This window comes from Marinomonas sp. 63XJN7_7_ISO-PGPR-S23-202 (genome assembly GCF_056173505.1).
The window spans coordinates 1,716,426-1,730,953 of sequence record NZ_CM149677.1 but is presented as its reverse complement, the minus strand read 5'-3'; the positions used below and the strand labels follow the sequence as shown (position 1 = coordinate 1,730,953).

At 42.5% G+C, this 14,528-nt stretch carries 16 protein-coding genes; 3 read left to right on the top strand and 13 right to left on the bottom strand.

The window, feature by feature from the left end; genetic code table 11:
* The first annotated feature begins 225 nt into the window (after positions 1 to 225).
* Positions 226 to 1,287 carry a TQO small subunit DoxD gene (locus AC0VYG_RS08055; protein ID WP_475431795.1) on the top strand — a complete coding sequence of 354 codons (1,062 nt, stop codon included), beginning with the start codon at positions 226 to 228 and terminating at the stop codon, positions 1,285 to 1,287.
* A 30-nt stretch (positions 1,288 to 1,317) separates the two neighbouring features.
* On the opposite strand, the gene AC0VYG_RS08050 is transcribed toward AC0VYG_RS08055, so the two are convergent.
* From AC0VYG_RS08050 to AC0VYG_RS08040, 3 genes are read right to left on the bottom strand one after another with little or no spacing between them, the layout of a single operon-like run.
* Positions 1,318 to 1,776, bottom strand: a complete 459-nt coding sequence (locus tag AC0VYG_RS08050; RefSeq protein WP_475431794.1) for an N-acetyltransferase family protein — start codon at positions 1,774 to 1,776, stop codon at positions 1,318 to 1,320.
* A 7-nt stretch (positions 1,777 to 1,783) separates the two neighbouring features.
* Complete coding sequence (locus tag AC0VYG_RS08045) at positions 1,784 to 2,071, bottom strand: GNAT family N-acetyltransferase (RefSeq protein ID WP_475431793.1); 288 nt, start codon at positions 2,069 to 2,071, stop codon at positions 1,784 to 1,786.
* A gap of 7 nt (positions 2,072 to 2,078) precedes the next feature.
* Positions 2,079 to 4,052, bottom strand: a complete 1,974-nt coding sequence (locus AC0VYG_RS08040) for a sigma-54-dependent Fis family transcriptional regulator (protein ID WP_475431792.1) — start codon at positions 4,050 to 4,052, stop codon at positions 2,079 to 2,081.
* A 414-nt stretch (positions 4,053 to 4,466) separates the two neighbouring features.
* Here AC0VYG_RS08040 and AC0VYG_RS08035 point away from each other — a divergent pair, with 414 nt between their 5' ends.
* A complete protein-coding gene (locus AC0VYG_RS08035; RefSeq protein WP_475431791.1) occupies positions 4,467 to 6,284 on the top strand; it encodes a flavin-containing monooxygenase in 1,818 nt (605 codons plus the stop codon).
* 238 nt (positions 6,285 to 6,522) lie between these two features.
* On the opposite strand, the gene AC0VYG_RS08030 is transcribed toward AC0VYG_RS08035, so the two are convergent.
* The 3 genes from AC0VYG_RS08030 to AC0VYG_RS08020 all read right to left on the bottom strand — a co-directional run bounded on the left by AC0VYG_RS08030 (position 6,523) and on the right by AC0VYG_RS08020 (position 7,917).
* On the bottom strand, positions 6,523 to 6,993 hold the full coding sequence (locus AC0VYG_RS08030; protein ID WP_199477222.1) for a Dps family protein: 471 nt from the start codon (positions 6,991 to 6,993) through the stop codon (positions 6,523 to 6,525).
* A 234-nt stretch (positions 6,994 to 7,227) separates the two neighbouring features.
* On the bottom strand, positions 7,228 to 7,623 hold the full coding sequence (locus tag AC0VYG_RS08025; RefSeq protein WP_475431790.1) for a DUF3465 domain-containing protein: 396 nt from the start codon (positions 7,621 to 7,623) through the stop codon (positions 7,228 to 7,230).
* A gap of 102 nt (positions 7,624 to 7,725) precedes the next feature.
* Positions 7,726 to 7,917 (bottom strand): DUF3185 family protein, encoded by a 192-nt coding sequence (locus AC0VYG_RS08020; RefSeq protein WP_199477220.1) that lies wholly within the window; start codon positions 7,915 to 7,917, stop codon positions 7,726 to 7,728.
* A gap of 175 nt (positions 7,918 to 8,092) precedes the next feature.
* On the opposite strand from AC0VYG_RS08020, the gene AC0VYG_RS08015 reads away from it, so the two are divergent.
* The gene (locus AC0VYG_RS08015) at positions 8,093 to 8,464 is read left to right on the top strand and encodes a glutathione S-transferase N-terminal domain-containing protein (RefSeq protein ID WP_475431789.1); all 372 of its coding nucleotides are present in this window, start codon (positions 8,093 to 8,095) and stop codon (positions 8,462 to 8,464) included.
* A 71-nt stretch (positions 8,465 to 8,535) separates the two neighbouring features.
* On the opposite strand, the gene AC0VYG_RS08010 is transcribed toward AC0VYG_RS08015, so the two are convergent.
* The 7 genes from AC0VYG_RS08010 to AC0VYG_RS07980 all read right to left on the bottom strand — a co-directional run bounded on the left by AC0VYG_RS08010 (position 8,536) and on the right by AC0VYG_RS07980 (position 14,487).
* Entirely contained in the window at positions 8,536 to 9,444 is a 909-nt protein-coding gene (locus AC0VYG_RS08010; RefSeq protein WP_475431788.1) for an NAD-dependent epimerase/dehydratase family protein, read from the bottom strand.
* Positions 9,445 to 9,463: 19 nt separating this feature from the next.
* A complete protein-coding gene (locus AC0VYG_RS08005) occupies positions 9,464 to 10,168 on the bottom strand; it encodes a pseudouridine synthase (protein WP_475431787.1) in 705 nt (234 codons plus the stop codon).
* Between the two features lie 288 nt (positions 10,169 to 10,456).
* Positions 10,457 to 11,050: a hypothetical protein gene (locus AC0VYG_RS08000; protein WP_475449902.1), complete on the bottom strand. Its 594-nt coding sequence runs from the start codon at positions 11,048 to 11,050 to the stop codon at positions 10,457 to 10,459.
* A gap of 93 nt (positions 11,051 to 11,143) precedes the next feature.
* Complete coding sequence (locus AC0VYG_RS07995; protein WP_475431785.1) at positions 11,144 to 12,148, bottom strand: S66 family peptidase; 1,005 nt, start codon at positions 12,146 to 12,148, stop codon at positions 11,144 to 11,146.
* Positions 12,149 to 12,621: 473 nt separating this feature from the next.
* A complete protein-coding gene (locus AC0VYG_RS07990) occupies positions 12,622 to 13,224 on the bottom strand; it encodes an HAD family hydrolase (RefSeq protein ID WP_475431784.1) in 603 nt (200 codons plus the stop codon).
* Positions 13,225 to 13,358: 134 nt separating this feature from the next.
* On the bottom strand, positions 13,359 to 13,877 hold the full coding sequence (locus AC0VYG_RS07985) for a GNAT family N-acetyltransferase (RefSeq protein WP_475431783.1): 519 nt from the start codon (positions 13,875 to 13,877) through the stop codon (positions 13,359 to 13,361).
* An 88-nt stretch (positions 13,878 to 13,965) separates the two neighbouring features.
* Positions 13,966 to 14,487, bottom strand: a complete 522-nt coding sequence (locus AC0VYG_RS07980) for a DUF3916 domain-containing protein (protein WP_475431782.1) — start codon at positions 14,485 to 14,487, stop codon at positions 13,966 to 13,968.
* Positions 14,488 to 14,528 lie beyond the last annotated feature (41 nt).

The following is a 14,528-nucleotide window of genomic DNA, read 5'->3' as shown; positions in this document are numbered from 1 at the left end:
ACCTCACCTTGATTAAAGAATATTTTAGAATAACCTAATGTCTATTAGTTATATTATTAGGTACCTAAGTCGAACCGCTCGTAAAAGCAGTAAAGCCACAAACAATAGCACTGTTTTTTATAGTGTTTATTTTGATTTTAATTATTAAAAACTATTAAAAATAACAGTTCAACAGCCTTTACCCTATTCGATCAAATGATAACTTCTTATAAATGGAGCTGTGTAATGCAAGTTAATCAAGAAAAAAATGATAGTAATATGTTGCTATCTCCCATGTTTTGGCAAATGGCAGGTGTCATGGCACTTGCTATTCGACTCGTCTCTGGTTGGATATATTGGGGCGGAGCCAGTCGTCGATTAATTTATGACCCAGTAAAATTAGACCCAACATCCCATGCCTATTTAGCGAACAAACTGGTGCATGCTGCCCCTGGTGCAGCCTTTGACCTGACGGGGGTAATGCATTGGTTGCTGGCCCATGGCACGCTACTTCATACCGCAATTATCTTTTTCACATTGGTCGAACTTGTCGTTGGTGTCGGATTAATTATTGGTTTTGCAACACGGCTATTGTCTTTCATTAGTCTTGGCTTAGCCTGTACTTTAATGATTATTTTTGGCTGGATGGGAACAACCTGCTTGGATGAATGGACAATGGCTGCACTGGGATTTTCCACCGGATCTGTTACCCTCATTACTGGTGGCGGTAAATTCGCAGTTGACCAGCTATTTCAAAAGCAACTTGAGAATAAACCTTGGGTTCGCTGGTTAACCAGCGGTCCTTTGCCACTGTCTATCGGCCAATTGAAAAAATTCTCAGTTGTGATGGGAAGTTTATCTATTCTGTTTGCTGTCGGCTTCTACGGTTATAATTACGGTGCTATTGTCACACCACTGGGTAAACGCATCGACAGTACTAAACATTCAGTCGCTTTATCTCAAGCTCTTATCAAAAACGATAAACTGGATGTAAACACCTATGTTGACACGGGTCCTGATACTGAAGGCGCTTATATAACGCAAGTAAATTTAGTCCAAAATGGCACGGTACTAACCTCTTATCAAGCAACTCAATTAAAAGATCCAAACATCGTGACCATTAAAAACCAATTTGCGCCTTGGTCTATCTGTAAAGCCATGGCTTTCGCGGTACGCTGCCAATTAGGCTCAAAAGCCACTTGGTCCTTAGCATTGCCAAAAGGGATCAAAGTCAACGCAACACAACCGGTCTCTTTACAATTTGTCAGCGTGGAAGGAAAAGTGTTTAAAACCACTGTTCAGCAATAGTCCTAACCTCTCTCTAGAAAAAGTGAGAAACTAATCCTTTCTCACTTTTTTAAAATAGCGCTTGTACTGAGCGTTTTCGAGATACCCCAATTTTTCGTATAACGATTGAGCGACATGATTATCAAGCGATGTTTCTAGCTCAACGCCTTTGGAATGTGTCTGCACCGCATAGTCGTCCACCTTAGCCATCAACAAGGTACCTACCCCTAAACCACGGGCATCGCTCGTCACATACAAATCATTCAAGATCCAATATTTTTGCAAAGACACCGAGCTAAACCCTTTATACAAGGTCGCAAAGCCGAATAGCCGACCCTCCTTTATTGCCAATAAAAACGTCGCATCATCATTGGTTAAACAGTCCGTTACCCACTTTTTAGATTCCTCAAATCCCGCCGTATTATCCAAACTGACAGAAAGTTGTCTGTAGTCGTGAAAGAGTGGTGATAAGAGATCGACATCGGATAACTTAGCTTTTCTTAACTCCATATTTCTTTTACTCACCATTAGGGTTTATTAACGAAGTAAGCACATGATCTTCCCAGTTGCCAGCAATTTTCAAGTATTTACGAGCGTAACCTTCTCGTTCAAAACCCAGCTTCTCAAGCACTCGACCACTGGCTTTATTGGCAGGCATATAACTCGCCATCACTCGGTTTAAACCCACCGTTTCAAACATATAAGCAATAGACACCTGCAAAATTTCTGTCATCAGTCCTTTGCCTTGATGTTGCTGCCCAATGGAGTAACCAAGAAAACAGGCCTGAAAAGGACCTCGAACCACCAGTGAATCATCGATTTTTTGGCTGAACTATTTGATGTTTTTTCATACGCCGATATATCGTGGGTCTTGACACCCCTAATTGTTTCGCAACGGCGGATATATTCCAACACTGCTGCCGTAATAAATCCAATAAATAACGCTGCTCTGAATCGTTTATCGGTGATTTTTGCGGATTCACATAAGTCGGTGCAACAGGCTGGATCGGTATGAATGGCTCTGCTACGTCATATTGCTGAACAAAAAACTCTTCAGGTAGATGTTGTATAGAGATTTCATCGGTTTCGCAGATGGCTTCTGCAAAGGTCAGCGTGTTAACGAGTTGGCGAATATTACCCGGCCACTCGTAAGCCAATAATGCACTCATCGCATCTGCTCGCAACCTCACAACTGGATTGATTTTTTTTAATAGCATTTGAATAAGATACGATTTATCGGCACGTGCTTTGAGTGTAGGCAGATTTAATGTCGCGCCATTCAGTCGATAAAAAAGATCCTCTCTGAAATGCCCTTCTTTAATAAGCTGAGTGAGATTGCAATGGGTGGCTGCCAACACGCGAATATCAACATCGATGGCTTGTTGCGCCCCCAATGGCATGACTTGTCTTTCCGCCAGTACACGAAGTAAACGGGTCTGCAAATGCAGAGGCATATCGCCAATTTCATCGAGAAAAAGAGTGCCAGAACTCGCCTGCTGAATTAATCCTTTTGCCCCTTTTGCGCGCCCTCCCGTAAAAGTTCCAGGCACATAACCAAAAAGTTCACTCTCAATTAATGACTCAGGAATCGCGGCACAATTCACGGCAATAAAAGGTGACGTTGCACGATGACTACTATCATGAATCGCTCGCGCTAATACTTCTTTCCCCGTCCCTGTCTCACCTAAAATCAGTACATTAATATCCCGATGACGTAGCCGTTTTGCCAAACTAATTGTTTTACGCATGGCGGGGTCATCCGCACTCAAGTCATCAAGCTGAGGGACAACTTCTTCTTGAGTCGTCAATATTTTTGAAACATGAGATTGATAAGACACATTAATAATAGGTTCAATCAGCATGCCAAACAGCGTTTGTTGTGTGCCTGATAAACGAAAGGCTCGAATACCATCTTTGCTTTCATAATTGATGGCGACAATATCTCGCCACTGGCATTCCAGTAGCGTGGGTAATGAGACTGTCGGCAAATTAATAAGGTGGCATTGCGATAATAAACGACGACCAGCAGTGTTTGCTGCCAGTACCTCACCTTCTTCACTTAAAGCGAATAAGAACTGCCCATTTACTTGGACCAATTCACGAGACTGATCGCACTTAAAAATCAGGCTACGCCGATGACGTCTCAAAAAATACGCATCCTCTATTAGTCGAGCGTAGAGCTGAGTTAAATGCAAAGCAAAATTTTGACTATCCGGTGTCTGTGACGAATCAAGCGCTGAAATATCCAACACTGCCAATAATTGCCCTGATGGGTCTTTAATGGGGGCCGCGGTGCAAGTCAGACCAATATGGGAGCTATCAAAATGATCCACACGATGACACGTCAGTGCTTGCTGTTCATGAATACAAGTCCCGACAGCACAAGTACCCGCATATTGTTCACTCCAATCGGCACCTAAATACAGACCAGCTCGATGCAAACGCTCATCGTCATTTTTACTTCCTAAAAATTGAACCGTAATACCACGATAATCACTCAGTAATAGAACGTAGCCCAAGCCAGCTATTTGCGTATAAAGCTGCTCTACCCCCGCTCTTGCGACGTTCAAAAACTCATCCACTGAATCTTGATGCTCACGAAGAATTTGATGCGTCACAATGCGAGCAGGTCTCGGTTGGCTTGGATCCAAACCATATTCACTAAGACATCGCTGCCAAGAACGTCCGATTAATTCATGGGGGAAGTAATGCTTATCCAGAGCTTGGCGGCCACCGTAGCGGAGTATTGTATCGATATGGCGGCGCTGCTGGCTTGTATTCGTCATACAAACTCCTCTCTTGTCTATTATTGTTATTTTAAGATGCCTTCGAGTTTACTCTGGAAAAAGCAGGCTTTCTATATTCCTTACAACGATTATTTTTTGACCGTCTCATCTAGAAATACTATCTGTAACACTCGCTCTATTCTTGTCACAGTGAACGTTACACCTGTATCAGAAACCATCACAAGTGTAACCATGATTAAGCGCATGAATATCTTAAAAATGATCTCAAACTAGTGACTATCTCTTGAAAAAATCGAGAAAAATCAAATGAGTAAAATTAAAAGAACAATAAAAGCACTCTATTGGCATGCATGCTGCTATTTCCTTACAACCAATAACATTCGGATAAGATCCTCGAATCTGAGCTTGGTATGAGCGCAGTAATAAAAATAATAATCTGCATGGGAGATAGATATGACCAACCAATCCGCATTGAATACAACGCATCAACCCAATATAGCCGTCATGAATTGGCTAGAAAAATTAGCGAATACGCTTAGTTCAAATACCCCCACCGATGCTGCTTTACTGTTTGAAGAAAATGGTTACTGGCGAGACTTAGTCGCTTTCACATGGAACATTAAAACCCTTGAAGGTCAATCCGCCATCAGCGACATGATTGCCGAAACCATGAGTCGAGTTCGTCCAACAAACTGGCAATTAGAAGAAGATGCCACTGAAGCGGACGGTGTAATTGATGCTTGGATTACCTTCGAAACATCGGTTGCCAAAGGACGTGCCTACCTACGATTACGCAATGATCTTGCTTGGACTTTCCTGACAACCATGACGGAGCTTAAAGACTACCCAGAAAAACGTAACAAACTGCGTCCAAAAGGGGCTGAACATGGCGCCAATAAAGACCGCCAAACATGGCTTGAAAAACGCCAACATGAAGAAGCAACACTAGGTTACACAGAACAACCCTATTGCCTCATTATCGGCGGAGGACAAGGCGGCATAGGTCTAGCGGCTCGTCTACGCCAACTTGACGTTCCAACAATTGTTATTGATAGCCTACCAAAACCTGGAGACACATGGCGCAACCGTTATAAATCACTCTCATTACACGATCCCATATGGTATGACCATATGCCTTATCTTCCTTTCCCTGAAAACTGGCCTGTCTTCACTCCGAAAGACAAAATTGGCGATTGGTTAGAAATGTACACCAAAGTGATGGAGATAAACTATTGGGGTTCTACACACTGTACACATGCAGAATTCGATGAAGAAAAACAAGAATGGCGGGTAAATGTCGATAGGAATGGCGAAAAGCTCACCATTTATCCTAAGCAGCTCATTCTAGCTACTGGCATGTCTGGCATTCCCAACATGCCCAACATTCCTGGAATGGACAGCTTTGAAGGAGAACAGCACCACTCAAGCCAACATCCTGGAGGGGAAGCTTATAAAGGTAAAAAATGCGTTGTACTTGGTGGTAACAACTCAGCCCATGATATCTGTTGTGCCCTGTGGGAAAACGATGCGGATGTCACTATGATCCAACGTTCATCCACTCATATCATCAAGTCTGACTCATTAATGGAACTCGTTCTAGGCGGTTTATATTCAGAAGAAGCCGTCGAAAATGGCATGACTACCTACAAGGCAGATTTAACCTTCGCATCCATCCCCTTTAAAGTGATGCCACAATTTCATATTCCTGCTTATCAAGCGGTTGCAGAAAAAGATAAAGACTTCTACCAACGCTTAACGGATGCGGGATTCCTGCTCGATTTTGGTGAAGATGGCTCTGGGCTATTCATGAAATATCTTCGTCGTGGCTCGGGTTATTACATAGATGTGGGCGCTTCAGAACTTGTCGCCAACGGTGATATCAAGCTTAAATCAGGTGTCTCTATTGACCACATTAAACCCAAGTCAGTAGTACTCACGGATGGTACGGAACTAGAAGCTGATTTAATCGTATACGCTACAGGGTTTGGATCTATGAACGGTTGGGCGGCTAAAATCATCTCTCAAGAGGTCGCCGACAAAGTCGGCAAATGCTGGGGGATGGGATCGAACACAGCGAAAGATCCAGGCCCATGGGAAGGAGAACTTCGCAACATGTGGAAACCGACGCATCAAGAAGCCCTCTGGTTCCATGGTGGTAATTTACATCAATCGAGACACTACTCTCAGTATCTATCACTGCAATTAAAAGCTCGCATGGAAGGAATAGACACCCCCGTATACGGAATGGAGCCAGTCCATCACCTTAGCTAACGCTTTTGTGCCAGACCGTTCATTGAAAATGGATAAGGCTGCAATCCTATCAGCCTTATCCAATCCATTTAACCATACTTACAATTGCTAAAGGCAATGCTATAGAAGTTCATAAGTTAGACGACCAAAAGTCACGTAACTTGTTGTTTAATAATATTTTATCTAGCTAACACATACACAAAAGCCAGCGAAAAACAAACCGCTGGCTCTGTATCTAGCTTTAGAAGTGCAATAGAGATTAAGCTTGGGTTGCTCTTAGCATCCACGCCGTTTTTTCGTGCACTCGCATACGATCGGATACCAATGATGCAGAGGATTCATCATCCGCCTCTTGTGCTACTTTTAAGACTTTACGGGCAGTTTTCACCACCTGCTCATGACCCTTAGTTAACAATTTCACCATATCCGCTGAGCTCGGTATGCCATCAACTTCTTTCACAGAACTTAACTCTGCGAAGGCTTTATAAGTGCCGGGAGCGGGAACATCAAGGGTACGAATACGTTCTGCAATGTCATCCACCGCTAACGCAAGCTCTTGATATTGCTCTTCAAACATTAGATGCAATTCACGGAACTGAGGGCCCGTAACATTCCAGTGAAAATTATGGGTTTGAAGGTACAAAGTATAAGAATCCGCCAATAGGCACTTTAGCCCTTCTGAAATTTCGGATCTATTTTCTTTATTAATACCAATATCGATATCTGTCATGTTGTTACCTCCTGTTTAGAATCGTGCTCAACCAGCTGATCAATCAGTCATAAGCCTTGCAAACATACAACGAATCCATACAAGATTTACTGACCGCTATCAGCTTCATTCCAAGTATTCCCCTATATTGTGACAGAAAAAAAGAGCCGTCCGAAACCATCTAAAACTTATAAAATAAGGAGATAATAAGAGAACATCACAACAAAAAACCAATCAGGTTTCATTCGCTACTGGCTACTGATAAGTACGGCCATTGTGTTTAAGCCAACCATTCACATGACGATGATGAGGGTCGCGATGGGTCCAATGCACTACGCCACCTTTGCGATTCCATTCATATTCACCATAGAACTCAACCGTATCGCCTTTTTTCAAATCCATAATTTTGGGCGCTAAATCAATGTTATGTGCTACTAACAGAGTCTGACCACTGGGAAGTTTCAGAATGAAGCGCTGATGTTTTATTCCTTTGGTGTCGTCTTTCAGTATACGAACCACACGCCCTGTCCCTTCCACTTGGAGGCCACTCTGATGTAATTCAAAGGCCTGCTGTATACGACTATCATCCGCCAGCGAAAGTGTTGGCAGCCAACTGACAAAACATACCAGTAAAATGAAAATAAACTTCACACGATCACCCTGCTCATTTTATAGACAAACACATATTAAGCGGATATTAAGAGTCAGATAAAACCTCTCTTCTAATCCGATCTTTCACCATCGAATGCTTTTTCAACGCATTCTAGACAAACCAAACACCACGCAGATGGCGCCACCAACCATACCCACCCACGCCTTCATCGGCGTGTCACCACTTAACGCGCGAGCCACTTGAGAGGTGGCGGCATCATAAATGTTGTAACCCCATACGGCTAAAGCGGCACCGGCAACAATCAAAATCAGTCCAATCAGTTTGTTATTCATATATGTACTCCAATAGATTCAAAATGTCAGTGCATAAGCAAGCCATAATGACACAGATAACAAGAAGACTTAAAAAAACATTCGCTTCGAGCACTTAAATAATCACCCGTTTACCGCTAGAATGGCCGAACTTGATCCCTCTCTTTATTGATCAGACAACAAGCGAGTCATTTCCATGAAAATAGTTATTAACTTAATTCGTAACCTACTAGGCTACATCATTATCGCTCTTGATCTTGTTACCCGCGGCGCAAAGAAAAAACGCGCCCCAGAACAGCAACAAGAAGTAAACAATGATCTGAAACATTTCGCGCTCTATCAGTTCGCAGCCTGCCCATTTTGCACCAAAACGCGCAGAGCGATGTACAAGTTGAATCTTCCTATCGAAAAACGCAATGCCCCAGAAGGATCAAAGCACCGTCAAGAATTACTTGAAGGAGGCGGCAAAGTGAAAGTGCCATGCTTACGTATTGAAAAAGAAGGAACGGTTGAATGGATGTACGAATCCTCTGAGATTATTCGCTATTTAGAAAAGCGCTTTGCCTAATCTTATTATTCAGGCTGACCTTCTTCAAAGCACGGTGTCTAGCAATAGACGCCATGCTTTGTCTACCCGCTCTACTCTTCGGGCACACTCACGTACTGACGCCAATTATGCTGTTCTTTAAACCCCAGCACTTCTCGAATTTTACGATTCGAAAACAAGGCTTCGTGCTCTCCCATTTCTCGAGTGAATGGCACGCCAGGAAAAAAGCGTTCGGCTAACTCTTTTGTTGGGATAATCGCCCCATTATGATCATTACCCGCATTAAACACCTGAAAACCTAAGCCGCCTTTTTGCAAACACAAATCCACAATTTGCCCGAGGTCGCGAGCATCTATATAGCAAAACGCATTTCGGCGGCGCACTTCAGGGTGTTTAAAATAATGCGGAAACAGTTCCGCGTATTCATGGGGCTCAATCACATTACCAATGCGCAGCGCGTAAATATCAAAACCTGAACGGCGCTGGAAGCTACGAGCCGTTTTCTCATTCACCACCTTAGACAACCCGTAACTGTCCATAGGATCAACATCATAATCCTCCTCTAACGGCAAAGAATGCGGGTCGGTTTGACCATCCGAAAAGCAAAGACCATAGGTTGTTTCTGACGAAGCAATCACCACTTTTTTAATACCCAACTTCACGGCGGCTTCGATGACGTTATAAGTCCCCATGGTGTTAACCCGAAAAGTTTCATTATCAGGGTGAATTAAAATGCGTGGGATAGCGGCGAAATGCACGACGGCATCAAATTTTGGCACACCGAGACCGGGTTCCAGCTCATCAAATCCCGCATAAGCGCTCAAGGCATTGAATACTTGTCCAGAGTCCGTAATATCGGCAATCAAATTATCTACTCCTGGATGATCCAAAGGGACTAAATCCACATTCAGCACTCGATGGCCCTGTTCGAGAAGGTAGGGGATAACATGCTTTCCTGCTTTTCCCGATCCACCAGTAAATAATATGCGCTTTGTAGTCATAAGCTAACCTCCATGAATTCTAATTATTGTTGAAAGACTCTACTTCATTCTTAGATAAATAACGCCATTGCCCAACATCTAGGTCAAGGCAAACTTCGCCGATTTGTTCACGATGCAAGCCAACCACACGATTCCCTACGGCAGCGAACATTCGTTTTACCTGATGAAACTTGCCTTCGGTGATGGTTAACAGTACTTCTTTTGGAGTAATAATGTCTAATTTGGAAGGACGAGTTAACCCCAGCTCACCTTGCAGTTGTAAGCCTTGTTTAAACTGAGTGACAAGATCGCTACTCCGTTCTGCAGGAATGGCTTGGGACAATTGAACTCGATAGACTTTGCGGCAATCATTGCTCGGTAGAGTAATATGAAAAGACCAACGCCCATCATCCGTGATCAGAACCAGACCCGTCGTGTCCGCATCCAAGCGCCCTGCTATATGAAGTTCTGAGACCTTATCAACCTCTAAATAATTGAACAGAGACGGGTAAACTTCATCGATATTGGAACACACCATACCCGCTGGTTTATGCATCAAGATATAACGAAAGTCCCGCGCTTTCAGCCTAGCACCATGCAACAGTACGGTATTGTTTTCATGGACCTGAACCGCTTCATTCATCGTGACTTCGCCGTTAACACTCAACTCACCAGAGTGAATACATTGAATCGCTTCCTGTCGGGTTAGCTCGGTACTTTTACAAACAAATTTATCAAGGCGCATAGCAGGCAACGTTAACGGATGAAAGAGCCAGACATTATCCTTTCTAACTGACTGTTATCAACCTAACCAAAATCTTAATGCGTTAACTTTTTTAAAAAAACGTATTCGTGTAACTTCATCTTCCTAATCTATTGTAATGACTTGATTGCGTAGAGCCTTAGCATAATGATTTTTCTGCGTTTAACGTGACGTTGGCATTTCTAACGTCGCTAACACAGGCAACAGAAACGTAGTGTAGGCCGTCCAGTGCAATGCGTTTTTTGCATTGCACGATTGTGCTTGGCCTTGTTATGCATTTAAGAATACCAATAGAGCAACCAATGTTATAAAAGAGCCAAAAACCGCCCTCCAAAACCAATGTAGCTGCTCGAATTTTTTCAAAAATGCTGACTTTTGGTGCTGATCATTCTGAATTAGGAAGCTTAGATACCAGACAATGACGTTGTAAACAAAAACCACGAAAAGCAAAAGCGCAGAAGTAATGCCAAAAAGTCCCTGCTGCCACCATACTAATTGAGAGAAAGGTAGAAGACACCACTGCCCAACTAAAAGCCCAAATGTTAGGCAGCCAATAGCATAGGTATTCGATAGTATTTGCTTAGCAATCAGCGATGGTGTTTTGAATGATGAAAAAATCACTGCTACTCCAAAGGTAAAAAGACCGAATGAACCAATTGTGTTCCAAAGATTTGGACCGATACCTTCAGCTATAGCCTTTTTATAAAACTCTACTTCAGGGTGGTAGGTATTAGCCCACAATACAAACATAAAAGCAGGAACGGCCCACGCAAAAAATACACGTACAGCTTCCCAGCTCTGCTCTCTTGGGAGGAAGTCGCTTTTGTTAAAAATACTTAATTTTTCGGTAAGATAGTTTTTCATTCTCATACTGTGCATAACGTCGCGTTAAGGCGTGACACGATGCGTGCCATACTATGAAATGCCAAGCGTTGCGAATCGCTCTAAAATACCTTGTTATTTTGCTGATACCCACCGACTTTCAAGCCCAATAGTTTGGCTGTCAAAATCAATTGAAGCCTGTACCCCTAGTGGTGTAACCAACATGGGATGCGTATGACAACTGTCGAAACCATAAAGTATAGGGACGTTTTTACCATTTAACACTTCAAGCAAAACATCAAGCGGCGTACGCCCCGTTCCTTTGTCATTAAACAGTTCATGTTTGCCTAATACAATTGCACCAACCTTTTCAAACACACCACAGGCCATTAGATGGGCAAAAGAACGTTCGACAGTTTCTATACCTTTAAGAGAGTCTTCAAGCAGGAGGATGTCACCTGACTCTATCTCTGGCATATATTGGCTACCCCATATACCTGCCATAGTATTGAGATTACCACCAATTATACGGCCTCTAACTTGGCCACTACCTAAAAACTGCCATTCATTTATGTAAGTTGATTTTGGTGAATTTTGAGTTTCCCAGTCGTGCTTCACGTCTGTCCACGACGAAGGCATTGTGTACTGATACGAATCAGACTCCGAACACAAGATTTCCAGAAAGGATTGAAGCGTTTCCTCGACTAAGGGTGGAAACTCACCAAATGATGCAACCAGTGCTGGGCCATAAAATGTAATAAGACCTGTTTGAGCATAGATACCCAATAGCAAAGCCGTTACATCAGAATAGCCAATGATAATCTTGGGATCGTTCCTAAGTGCTTCATAATCGATGTAGGGCAATAGCGAATTACTATTGCTACCACCAATTGTAGACATGACACACCGTACATTAGGGTCACGGATTAATCGGTTAAACTCTTCTGCGCGTTCTAGAATTGAACCTGAGCGATATGAATCAGAACAGCCAGTGAGATGCCCCTCTATTAGCTCAAAGCCTTGAGATTCCAGATAAGACTTTGCTCGCTTGAAACGATTTGGCGCAAAAGCCGTTGCTGGTGATGACGGTGAAAAAAAGCCAATTTTATCACCAACTTTTAAAGCTTGTGGAAATATCACCTACCCCTATCCTCCATAATTCAAATAAACAAAATAACGCTTGAAATAAGCGGCGCGCGGCAGCGTGTTCAGCCCGCATGAAATCCGGGCGTACTTGATTGAATTGTTATGTATTTTTCTCATTATATTCACTCTCAAATTTAGCCCCACATTTCAGGCACAACTTAGCACTCCATGTCTTAAGTTGATTGCCACAGACAGGACAGAAACGAATTCTTTCCTTACACATCTCATATAAACCATGTTCTGCCCATGACTTTGCAACTTCTAGGGTTACATCCTCCAGCTCAACAAGGCTCCTGATGTAAGCGTCTTTGTTGCTTGTGTCATATTTATGAAGATTCTCTATTTTGATAGAGCGCCTATAAACTAACTCGCCACATCTAATGCATATCTGTTTTTCTATGTGTCTAGTCATATCAGCACATAACGTTTACAGCAAGTGCGCCTTTGGCGTCGCTTGCCATTGTTTGTTATGCGCATTTTTCCTCAATGAACTTCAGAGTTTCCTGAGTGTTCGAATGCAATAGACTTTCAATACCCAAAGACCTAGCTGCCTTCACATTTTTAGCAGAATCATCAATAAATACACATTCATCTTCACTTACACCAAGTTTCTTCAGTGCAATGTAAAAATAGTTCAATGCTGGCTTTGCAACTCCTATTTCAGATGAATTAATGACTTGGTCGAACTCACTATCTAAACCAACGAAGTGAAGGTCGTCATTTAGTCTACTTGTGGCATTAGTCACCAGAACAAGTTGCCCGAGAGAAAGATGACTACGAATTTTGGTTAGAAACTCGTAGTCAATTTCAGCCTCCAGAGAGTACCACTTATTTACTAACTCTCCAGCCACACCTTGCCCGTACTCTTTTGACAGATCGAAACGGACATTATCACACCATTCTTCGTGTGAAATCTCACCCGTAATAGCCGGTTGCAAATGTCTCTCAGAAAAAGCGCATGCAAACAAGGGATTGCGTTCTAGACCTAATGACGCTGCGTGCTTATCAAGTTCAGCACTCGACCAGTGACGTATAACACCGTCAAAATCAATCAAAACTGTATTTTTCACTTTGTTCCCCATTCGCATAACGCCCGCTTAAGTATTGAGCAACGCTACCTCGACACTAAATTATTACACCGTAAACACAAAAGCAGAATCAAACCAAAACCGCCATGCGTTGCGAATCCGTCTTGATGCGTTTGTTATGTAACAATATTTTCGATGCAATAAATATGATCAGCATACAGTTTCCCACCAATTTCGTAGGCATTCGGTACTACGGTTTTGAGAAAAAAACCGCATTTGACAAGTACTTTCTCTGAACCAACATTGCCCTCTGTGACTACTGCACTAAATTCCGTAATAGCTTGTTCATTGGAAGCCCAGTTGATTAATGCCTTCAATGACTCTGTACCAAACCCAAGACCATGGTATTGAGGGAGAATTAAATACCCAACGTTTGCAACACCATCGATAAGTTTAAAGCCAGTGATTCCAATTTTTTCACCAGTTTCCCGTACAGTCATTGTAAGGCATAGCCAATTTTCTGAAGTTTTAGACCACATAGGAAGCCTTGATTCAAATTTTTCTTTTATTTCAAAAGCCGATGGTTCATCGAAACATAAGCTAATAACAGCAGGATCACGATATATAGACTCAAATAATTCCCAATCGTTGTCCGCAATTTGAGTCATTTTCAGTCTATCCGTAAATATTTCCATGCTCGATCTTTCCTTGTTACCAACGCCTCAATAACCGGCGCAGCTTTACTGGGTCCAGCGCCTGAAAGGCGCGTAGTTAATTGACTTGTTATAGAGCTCTTTCATAAATTGTATAGCGTTCTTCACTGCACTCTATTGGTTCCCCGTTTTCGTCTTCGTCACTCCACTTAACGATGTAACTAGCTTCGATGAACTCTTTTGGACAAGAAATACCATACTTCTTCAAGATTGATTGATCACCTAGCTCAGAAGGAATAAAGCTATTCAGGTATTCTTTATCAAAGAATACAGTAACCTCGCTAGACCAAAGGTTAGGGTAGCAAAGTAAAACAGCTACCCATGACTCACCTTCCTCATTTTCAGGTCGGGAATTCTTTAAATTCTGCGCTGCTTGTAAGAGCTGTAAAATCGCTTCTTCTTTCCACTCGGACTTTGATTTAGGACCTTCAATCAATCTGTCCAAAGTCCATATTTTGAAATTCTGATATCGACTTCTATCTCTTTCAGGATAAAACCCTTCAAAGCCCTTTGCCCATCTCTTCAAAGCTCTAAGGTGCCTTTCAGGGTTCCGAACTTTTTCATTGGGTCTACTGAAACTTAATTTTCGCATAGTTACTACTTTGCCCTATAACACCCTCATAAGGGGCAGTA

Excerpts from the sequence above, each read along its gene's own strand:
- AC0VYG_RS08055 (WP_475431795.1), top strand. The coding sequence starts at position 226 with ATGCAAGTTAATCAAGAAAAAAATGATAGTAATATGTTGCTATCTCCC.
- AC0VYG_RS08050 (WP_475431794.1), bottom strand. The coding sequence starts at position 1,776 with ATGGAGTTAAGAAAAGCTAAGTTATCCGATGTCGATCTCTTATCACCA.
- AC0VYG_RS08040 (WP_475431792.1), bottom strand. The coding sequence starts at position 4,052 with ATGACGAATACAAGCCAGCAGCGCCGCCATATCGATACAATACTCCGC.
- AC0VYG_RS08035 (WP_475431791.1), top strand. The coding sequence starts at position 4,467 with ATGACCAACCAATCCGCATTGAATACAACGCATCAACCCAATATAGCC.
- AC0VYG_RS08030 (WP_199477222.1), bottom strand. The coding sequence starts at position 6,993 with ATGACAGATATCGATATTGGTATTAATAAAGAAAATAGATCCGAAATT.
- AC0VYG_RS08020 (WP_199477220.1), bottom strand. The coding sequence starts at position 7,917 with ATGAATAACAAACTGATTGGACTGATTTTGATTGTTGCCGGTGCCGCT.
- AC0VYG_RS08015 (WP_475431789.1), top strand. The coding sequence starts at position 8,093 with ATGAAAATAGTTATTAACTTAATTCGTAACCTACTAGGCTACATCATT.
- AC0VYG_RS08010 (WP_475431788.1), bottom strand. The coding sequence starts at position 9,444 with ATGACTACAAAGCGCATATTATTTACTGGTGGATCGGGAAAAGCAGGA.
- AC0VYG_RS08005 (WP_475431787.1), bottom strand. The coding sequence starts at position 10,168 with ATGCGCCTTGATAAATTTGTTTGTAAAAGTACCGAGCTAACCCGACAG.
- AC0VYG_RS08000 (WP_475449902.1), bottom strand. The coding sequence starts at position 11,050 with ATGAAAAACTATCTTACCGAAAAATTAAGTATTTTTAACAAAAGCGAC.
- AC0VYG_RS07985 (WP_475431783.1), bottom strand. The coding sequence starts at position 13,877 with ATGGAAATATTTACGGATAGACTGAAAATGACTCAAATTGCGGACAAC.
- AC0VYG_RS07980 (WP_475431782.1), bottom strand. The coding sequence starts at position 14,487 with ATGCGAAAATTAAGTTTCAGTAGACCCAATGAAAAAGTTCGGAACCCT.